This window comes from Streptomyces sp. 8N114 (assembly GCF_052245835.1).
Lineage (GTDB): Bacteria > Actinomycetota > Actinomycetes > Streptomycetales > Streptomycetaceae > Streptomyces.
Genome location: NZ_JBQQBT010000015.1, coordinates 157,505 through 165,191, shown reverse-complemented (window position 1 = coordinate 165,191; position 7,687 = coordinate 157,505). Strand labels below are relative to the sequence as shown.

10 protein-coding genes are annotated in these 7,687 nt (G+C 72.5%); 9 read left to right on the top strand and 1 reads right to left on the bottom strand.

Features of this window, described 5'->3' with window-relative positions:
• Positions 1–96: 96 nt before the first annotated feature.
• On the bottom strand, positions 97–729 hold the full coding sequence (locus tag ACTWQF_RS26335) for a TIGR03085 family metal-binding protein (protein WP_443282169.1): 633 nt from the start codon (positions 727–729) through the stop codon (positions 97–99).
• Between the two features lie 134 nt (positions 730–863).
• On the opposite strand from ACTWQF_RS26335, the gene hisI reads away from it, so the two are divergent.
• The 9 genes from hisI to trpA all read left to right on the top strand — a co-directional run bounded on the left by hisI (position 864) and on the right by trpA (position 7,606).
• Complete coding sequence (gene hisI / locus ACTWQF_RS26330) at positions 864–1,223, top strand: phosphoribosyl-AMP cyclohydrolase (RefSeq protein WP_443282168.1); 360 nt, start codon at positions 864–866, stop codon at positions 1,221–1,223.
• Positions 1,224–1,234: 11 nt separating this feature from the next.
• A complete protein-coding gene (locus ACTWQF_RS26325) occupies positions 1,235–2,752 on the top strand; it encodes an anthranilate synthase component I (RefSeq protein WP_443282167.1) in 1,518 nt (505 codons plus the stop codon).
• Complete coding sequence (locus tag ACTWQF_RS26320) at positions 2,749–3,378, top strand: TIGR02234 family membrane protein (protein WP_443282166.1); 630 nt, start codon at positions 2,749–2,751, stop codon at positions 3,376–3,378. The genes ACTWQF_RS26325 and ACTWQF_RS26320 overlap by 4 nt, the downstream gene beginning before the upstream one ends.
• 196 nt (positions 3,379–3,574) lie before the next feature.
• Positions 3,575–3,853: an HGxxPAAW family protein gene (locus tag ACTWQF_RS26315; protein ID WP_443282165.1), complete on the top strand. Its 279-nt coding sequence runs from the start codon at positions 3,575–3,577 to the stop codon at positions 3,851–3,853.
• A gap of 23 nt (positions 3,854–3,876) precedes the next feature.
• Positions 3,877–4,296, top strand: a complete 420-nt coding sequence (locus ACTWQF_RS26310; RefSeq protein WP_443282164.1) for a DUF2752 domain-containing protein — start codon at positions 3,877–3,879, stop codon at positions 4,294–4,296.
• 134 nt (positions 4,297–4,430) lie between these two features.
• Positions 4,431–5,252, top strand: coding sequence for an indole-3-glycerol phosphate synthase TrpC (gene trpC / locus ACTWQF_RS26305; protein WP_443282163.1), 822 nt, complete (start codon positions 4,431–4,433; stop codon positions 5,250–5,252).
• A gap of 6 nt (positions 5,253–5,258) precedes the next feature.
• Positions 5,259–5,411: a tryptophan biosynthesis modulator TrpM gene (gene trpM, locus ACTWQF_RS26300; protein WP_368860579.1), complete on the top strand. Its 153-nt coding sequence runs from the start codon at positions 5,259–5,261 to the stop codon at positions 5,409–5,411.
• A 126-nt stretch (positions 5,412–5,537) separates the two neighbouring features.
• Positions 5,538–6,791 (top strand): tryptophan synthase subunit beta, encoded by a 1,254-nt coding sequence (trpB, locus tag ACTWQF_RS26295; protein WP_443282162.1) that lies wholly within the window; start codon positions 5,538–5,540, stop codon positions 6,789–6,791.
• Positions 6,788–7,606, top strand: a complete 819-nt coding sequence (trpA, locus tag ACTWQF_RS26290; protein ID WP_443282161.1) for a tryptophan synthase subunit alpha — start codon at positions 6,788–6,790, stop codon at positions 7,604–7,606. Before trpB ends, trpA begins: the two co-directional genes overlap by 4 nt.
• Positions 7,607–7,687: the final 81 nt, after the last annotated feature.

Genomic DNA, 7,687 nt, shown 5'->3' with positions numbered 1-7,687 from the left:
GCCGGAGTCCCCCAGCCTCCGGCCGGGAGGTGCCCCCACAGTCACAACGCCACCCGCAGTCCGCGGACGACGGGCAGGGGCACCCCCTCCCCGGCGCTAGAGGCCCAGATTCGCCTGCGTCAGCCGCGCGACGGCGTCCTTGTCGCCGTCCAGCTCCACATCCGCCTGCTCCTGCCGGCCGAAGGCGAACAGCAGCAGCTCCGAGGGGGCCCCGACGGCGGTGACGACAGGCGTGCCGCGGTTGGCGACGGCCGTCTGCCCGTTGGGCCGCCGCAGCACCAGGCCGACCGGCGACTTGCGGCCGTACATCCGGGCCGCGGTCTCCAGACGCCGCCACAGCGCGTCCTCGAAGACGGGGTCCAGCTCGCGCGGGGTCCAGTCGGGCTGCGCGCGGCGCACGTCCTCGGCGTGGACGAAGAACTCGACCGTGTTGGCCGCCTCGTCCACCTGTTTGAGCGCGAAGGGCGACATCCGCGGCGGTCCGGAACGGATGAGCTGGATGAGCTCTTCATACGGCTTGGCCGCGAACTCGCCCTGCACCCGCTCCAGCCGGGACGCCAGCTGCTTGATCAGCAGGCCGCCCGCCGCGTCGCTGCGGCGCTCCCGTACGACGAGGTGCGCGGCCAGGTCCCGGGCCTTCCACCCCTCGCACAGGGTGGGGGCCTCGGGGCCGTGCGTCTCCAAGAGATCGGCGAGCAACAGGCGTTCACGCTTCGCATGGGTCGACATGTCCGCAAGCGTACGGCGGGCACCACAAGAGCGGGGAGCTGTGGGTGCCCAGGCATGAGCGCGCCGTGCCCGGCGGGCCCGTACAGGCGTGCGGCGTCGCAGGGAGAGGCGCGACGGTGCGGGACAATGGAGCCATGTCCCAGGAGACCACTCTCGACCCTGCCGTCGCCGCCCGGCTCAAGCGCAATGCGGACGGGCTGGTGCCCGCCGTCGCCCAGCAGTACGACACCGGGGAGGTGCTGATGCTGGGGTGGATGGACGACGAGGCGCTGCGCCGCACGCTCACCTCCGGGCGGGCCACCTACTGGAGCCGGAGCCGCGGCGAGTACTGGGTCAAGGGCGACACCTCGGGGCATGTGCAGTTGGTCAAGTCCGTGGCGCTCGACTGCGACGCGGACACGGTGCTGGTGAAGGTCGACCAGATCGGCGCCGCCTGTCACACGGGCAGGCGGACCTGCTTCGACGCCGACGTGCTGCTGCCGGCGGACCAGTAGGGTGAGGGGCCATGACGGCGCCTGACCTCGCAACCTTCCGCACGCTCGCCAAGGACCGGCGGGTCATCCCGGTGACCCGCCGCCTGCTGGCGGACGGCGACACCCCCATCGCCCTGTACCGCAAGCTCGCCGCGGAACGCCCCGGCACCTTTCTGCTGGAGTCCGCGGAGAACGGCCGTACCTGGTCGCGGTACTCCTTCATCGGCGTACGCAGCGACGCCGCGCTGACCGTGCGCGACGGCCAGGCTCACTGGCAGGGCACCCCGCCCGTCGGCGTACCCACGGAAGGCGATCCGCTCGCCGCGCTCCGCGAGACGGTCGAAGCCCTGCATACCCCGCGCGACCTGCACCAGGGCAGCGATCTGCCGCCGTTCACCGGCGGCATGGTCGGCTACCTCGGGTACGACATCGTCCAGCGGCTGGAGAAGGTCGGCCACCACCCGGACACGGTGGACGACCTCGGGCTGCCGGAGCTGACGATGCTGCTCACCTCCGACCTCGCCGTCCTCGACCACCGCGACGGCACCGTGCTGCTCATCGCCAACGCGATCAACCACAACGACCTGGACACCGGCGTCGACGAGGCGCACGCCGACGCCGTACGGCGGCTGGACGCGATGGCCGCCGACCTCGCGCGCCCCGCGCCCGTCGAGCCGGTGGCGCTGCCGCCGTCCGAACTGCCCGTGTTCGAGGCCAGGTCGGGCGGCGCCACGTACCAGGACTGGGTCGAGGACATCAAGGAGCGGATCCGCGGCGGTGAGGCGTTCCAGGTGGTGCCCTCGCAGCGGTTCGAGGCCCGCTGCGAAGCGAGCGCGCTGGACGTCTACCGGGTGCTGCGGGCCACCAATCCCAGCCCGTACATGTATCTGCTGCGCTTCGAGGGCTTCGACATCGTCGGCTCCAGCCCCGAGGCGCTGGTCAAGGTGGAGGACGGCCGCGCGATGATGCACCCCATCGCCGGTACCCGGCCGCGCGGCGCCACTCCGGGCGAGGACACCGCGCTGGCGGAGGAGCTGCTGGCCGACCCCAAGGAGCGGGCCGAGCATCTGATGCTGGTGGACCTGGGCCGCAACGACCTGGGACGGGTCTGCGAGCCGGGCAGCGTCGAGGTCGTCGACTTCATGTCGATCGAGCGCTACAGCCATGTGATGCACATCGTCTCGACCGTCACGGGCCAACTGGCCGAGGGGCGTACGGCGTTCGACGCGCTCACCGCCTGTTTCCCGGCCGGCACCCTCTCCGGAGCGCCCAAGCCGCGCGCACTCCAGATCATCGAGGAGCTCGAGCCCACCAAGCGCGGGGTCTACGGCGGCTGTGTCGGATATCTCGACTTCGCGGGCGACTCCGACACCGCCATCGCGATCCGCACCGCGCTGCTGCGCGACGGGACCGCGTACGTCCAGGCCGGTGCCGGTGTCGTCGCCGACTCCGACCCGGCGGCCGAGGACACCGAGTGCGCCAACAAGGCCGCTGCGGTGCTGAGGGCGGTCCGTACCGCCGAACGGCTCGGGGGTAGCGTGGAGGGGTGACTTCTTCAGCCCCCGCTCGCACCTTGCTGGCGGTCGCACTGCTGAGCGGCGCCGTGGGTGCCGCCCTCGCGCTGGTCTCCGCAGGGCAGACGTGGAGCGAGTCCACGGCGAAGTTCGCCTCCGGCGAGGTGCCGGTCAGCGCCGAGGGCAGCGATGTCACCGGCCTGCCCAGCGCACTGGCGCTGGTCGGCCTCGCCGCACTCGTCGCCGTCTTCGCCGTACGCCGCACTGGACGCCGTGTCGTCGCGGGGCTGCTCACCCTGTGCGGCGCCGCCGTGCTGGCCTCCGCGCTGCTCGGGGCCGACGATACGGAGGCGCTTGCCGCTGAGGCTGCCAAGACCAGTGGCCTGTCGGGCAGTGGGCTCGGCGATGTCGTCACCGTCACCGCCTGGCCGTACGTCTCGGCAGCGGGCGGTGCGCTGCTCCTGGTCGCGGGGCTGTTGGCGCTCCGCTATGGGAGTGGGTGGCCGTCGATGTCCGGCAGCGCGCGTTATGAGCGCGCTCCGTTGCGGCAGCGGGCCGCGCAGCGCGCTGCGCGCGGGCCTCAGCGGGTTGATCCTGATCGCCCCGAGGATTTGTGGAAGGCCCTGGATCGGGGGGAGGACCCCACTCACGGCGCCGCCTGAGGCGTCTGCCGGTTTTCCGGGAAGGGGGTGCCCCTGGCTGTTGTCAGCGGGCTGCGGGTGCGTTGTGGTTGCTCGCGCAGTTCCCCGCGCCCCTTCGGGGCGCCACCCCCGCGGTGGCGGGTGGGGGCGGACGAGAGACAATGGGCGGCGAACGGGCCGGGTGGCCCCACCTCATGTTGTGACTCAAGGAGCATTCATGGCGCACAGCCACGGACACACCCCGGCCGCCTGGACCGGCTCGATCATCGCCTTCGTCGGTTTCTGCGTCGCCTCCGCCTTCACGGTGCTGGCGCAGCCCGTCGGCGTGATCGGAGGGCTGGTGGTCATCGGCGCCGGCGCTGTGATCGGCGGCATCATGCGGGCGGCGGGGCTCGGCCAGTCGAAGTCCAAGGGGATGACGGCCGAGCAGGCGCGGGCCCACAAGCTGGCGCACGAGCAGGGGCACCAGCAGAGCCGCGCCGAGGCGCACTCCTGAACCGACGGCAGAACGCCGCGACGGTGCGGCACCGCCTCCTCGGCGCGGTGCCGCGGCTGGCCGCGCCCCTCGGCACCCTCGCCGTGGCGGGCGCGGCTTTCGGCTATGTGGCCGCCGTCGACCCCAATCAGCCGGGCCACTATCCGGCCTGCCCCTTTCTTGCGGTCACCGGGCTGTACTGCCCCGGCTGTGGCGGGCTGCGCAGCGCGCACGCCGTCGCCCACGGGGACCTGGTCACGGCGCTGGGCGCCAACGCGCTCGCCGTTCTGCTCTTCGCCGGCTTCGTGCTGGGCTGGCTCCACTGGAGCGCCCGCGCGGTACGGGCCCGCGCGTACTCCTTCCCGGTACGCCTGCGGGCCTGGCACGGGTGGGCCGCAGGGGCGCTGCTGGTGCTTTTCACGGTTGTCCGGAATACGCCCCTCGGCAGCGGGCTGACTCCCTGACCGGCCCCGACCGAACGGCCACCGGGGCGGTGATTTGTCCGCTATATGGGACCGTGTTCAACCGGATGCGGGACCTCCGCGCTGCGGCGGATACCATCACAGTGCCCCACCCCAGCCAGCAAGGAGGCCGCTCGGTGAGTGTGCTCGACGAGATCATCGAAGGCGTGCGTGAGGACCTCGCCGAGCGGCAGGCGCGCGTCAGCCTCGAGGAGCTCAAGGAGCGCGCGGCCCAGGCGCCCCAGGTCAAGGACGGGCTCGCGGCGCTCAAGGGCGACAGCACGGCCGGAGTGCGGGTGATCTGCGAGGTCAAGCGCTCCAGCCCGTCCAAGGGCGCGCTGGCGGCCATCGCCGATCCGGCCGGGCTCGCCGCCGACTACGAGGCGGGCGGCGCTGCCGTGATCTCCGTCCTCACCGAACGCCGCCGCTTCGGCGGCTCGCTGGCCGACCTCGAAGCCGTACGCGCCCGCGTCGACATCCCCGTCCTGCGCAAGGACTTCATCTTCTCCTCCTACCAGCTGTGGGAGGCCCGTGCGCACGGCGCCGACCTCGTGCTGCTGATCGTCGCCGCGCTGGAGCAGGAGGCGCTCGTCTCCCTGATCGAGCGCGCCGAGTCCATCGGACTCACCCCGCTGGTCGAGGTGCACGACGAGGAGGAGGCCGAGCGGGCGCTGGAGGCCGGGGCGAAGATCGTCGGCGTCAACGCGCGGAACCTGAAGACCCTCGAGGTGGACCGGAGCAACTTCACCCGGATCGCCCCCGAGATCCCCGACCACGTCGTCAAGATCGCCGAGTCCGGCGTCCGGGGCCCGCACGATCTGATCGCGTACGCGAACGAGGGGGCCGACGCCGTCCTGGTGGGGGAGTCGCTGGTCACCGGCAAGGACCCGAAGACCGCGGTCTCCGACCTCGTCGCCGCGGGCGCCCACCCGGCGCTGCGGCACGGCGGGAGGGGCTGACGCCCCATGGCCGCCGTCGTCTCCCTGTGCTCCCTCGCGCTGGCGCGCGGGTGCCGGCCGCGCGGGTGCCGGGCGCCTGCGCGGCGCGTGCGGGGACGGTCGGTCCGGTATCACATCGGGTGCGAGCCGGGTGTGATCCGCGGCCGTCGATGGCGCTGACCTTCCCCTTCGCTGCCGTTCCCGGCTGAGGGCGCACCCTTTCCGAGGGAGCGTCCCTCACCAGGGCGGGCGGCGAGCCGGGGACAGTGCCATCACGTCAGCCCACTCGCAAGGAGCACCGTCGGTATGTCGTCCGACTACTTCATTCCTGACCCGGAGGGTCAAATCCCCAGCGCTGCCGGATATTTCGGCGCGTTCGGCGGCAAGTTCATCCCCGAGGCGCTGGTCGCCGCGGTCGACGAGGTGGCCGCCGAGTACGAGAAGGCGAAGGCCGACCCCGCCTTCGCCGCCGAGCTCGACGAGCTGCTCGTCAACTACACCGGCCGGCCCAGCGCCCTCACCGAGGTGACGCGGTTCGCCGAGCACGCGGGCGGCGCCCGCGTCTTCCTCAAGCGCGAGGACCTCAACCACACCGGCTCGCACAAGATCAACAACGTACTGGGCCAGGCCCTGCTCACCAAGCGCATGGGCAAGCCCCGCGTCATCGCCGAGACCGGCGCGGGCCAGCACGGCGTGGCCACCGCCACCGCGTGCGCCCTCTTCGGGCTCGAGTGCACCATCTACATGGGCGAGCTCGACACCGAGCGGCAGGCGCTGAACGTCGCCCGCATGCGGATGCTCGGCGCCGAGGTCGTCCCCGTCGCCTCGGGCAGCCGCACGCTCAAGGACGCCATCAACGAGGCGTTCCGCGACTGGGTCGCCAATGTCGAGACCACCCACTACCTGTTCGGCACGGTCGCCGGGCCGCATCCCTTCCCGCAGATCGTCCGCGACTTCCACCGCGTGATCGGCGTCGAGGCGCGGCGGCAGATCCTGCAGCGCACCGGGCGGCTGCCGGACGCCGTCGCCGCCTGCGTGGGCGGCGGCTCCAACGCGATCGGGCTCTTCCATGCCTTCCTGCCGGACACCGGCGTGCGGCTGGTCGGCTTCGAGGCGGCCGGGCACGGCGTGGAGTCCGGCGAGCACGCCGCCACGCTGACCGCGGGCGAGCCGGGCATCCTGCACGGCTCGCGCAGTTACGTCCTGCAGGACGACGAGGGCCAGATCACCGAGCCGTACTCGATCTCGGCCGGGCTGGACTACCCGGGAATCGGCCCCGAGCACGCCTTCCTCAAGGACAGCGGACGCGGCGAGTACCGCCCTGTCACCGACGACCAGGCGATGCGGGCGCTGCGGCTGCTCTCCCGGACCGAGGGCATCATCCCGGCCATCGAGAGCGCGCACGCGCTGGCGGGCGCCCTCGACCTGGGCAAGGAGCTGGGCGACGAGGGCATCGTGCTGGTGAACCTCTCGGGCCGCGGCGACAAGGACATGGACACGGCCGCGCGGTACTTCGGCCTGCTGGACGGAGACGAGAAGGCCGAGGGGGAGCACGCATGAGCGGCAACGGCGGAAACATCGCACTGCTTCAGGAGACCCTGGCGCGGGCCAAGGCCGAGAACCGGGCCGCGCTGGTCGGCTACCTCCCGGCCGGGTTCCCCACCGTCGAGGGCGGCATCGCCGCCTGCACGGCGCTGCTGGAGAGCGGCTGCGACGTGGTCGAGGTCGGGCTCCCGCACAGCGACCCCGTGATGGACGGGCCGATCATCCAGACGGCCGACACCATCGCGCTGGAGGGCGGGGTGCGGATCGCGGACGTACTGCGTACGGTCCGCGAGGCGCACGCCGCCACCGGAAAGCCGGTACTGGTCATGACGTACTGGAACCCCGTCGACCGGTACGGCGCCGAACGCTTCGCCGAGGAGCTGGCGGCGGCCGGCGGCGCCGGGTGCATCCTGCCCGACCTGCCGGTCGAGGAGTCGGACGGCTGGCGGAAGGCGGCCGAGCAGGCGGGGCTCGGCACGGTCTTCGTCGTCGCGCCCAGCAGCCAGGACGCACGGCTCGCCCGGATCACCGCAGCGGGTAGCGGCTTCGTGTACGCCGCCTCGCTGATGGGGGTCACCGGGACGCGGGAGTCGGTGGGCAACGAGGCCCGGGAACTGGTGGGCCGGGTGCGGTCCACCACCTCGCTGCCCGTGTGCGTCGGGCTCGGGGTGTCCAACCCCGCGCAGGCCGCGGAGGTCGCCGCCTTCGCGGACGGGGTGATCGTCGGCTCGGCGTTCGTCAAGCGGCTGCTCGACGCCGACAGCCTCGAGGCGGGCCTCGACGACGTACGGGAGCTCGCCACGGCGCTCGCGGAGGGCGTCCGCCGGTAGCGGTAACGGCCCCCCGGCGACGTTCGGGGGGCCATCCCTTTTGGGGGAAAAAGGGTGCTGTGAGCTCATCGAGACGGAGCC